The sequence below is a fragment of the Rothia sp. HMSC075F09 genome (assembly GCF_001810515.1).
GTDB lineage: Bacteria > Actinomycetota > Actinomycetes > Actinomycetales > Micrococcaceae > Rothia.
The window spans coordinates 1-230 of sequence record NZ_KV801790.1 but is presented as its reverse complement, the minus strand read 5'-3'; the positions used below and the strand labels follow the sequence as shown (position 1 = coordinate 230).

1 pseudogene is annotated in these 230 nt (G+C 54.3%); it reads right to left on the bottom strand.

The features are described from left to right. A pseudogene (locus tag HMPREF2749_RS09325) lies at nucleotides 1–230 on the bottom strand (glycine/betaine ABC transporter permease); the annotation flags it as partial.

Sequence of the window (230 nt, the reverse complement as noted above, 5' to 3'; positions counted from 1 at the left end):
TCGATGGGTAACTTCTCCCCCGTTTGGGGCACGTAGAAGACAGCCTCATCACGAATACGTCGCCTTGCCTGGTATCTCAATATCTGCCGACCATTCTTACTGCGGTCATTAATACCGGCGGTGGTAACCTGCAGGCGGTACACATCCTGACCGGCGATAAGCCAGCCGCGATTTTCCCGGTACAGCCGAAGAAGCTCGGGAGAAATGATCTCTTCGGGGTTGATCACTTC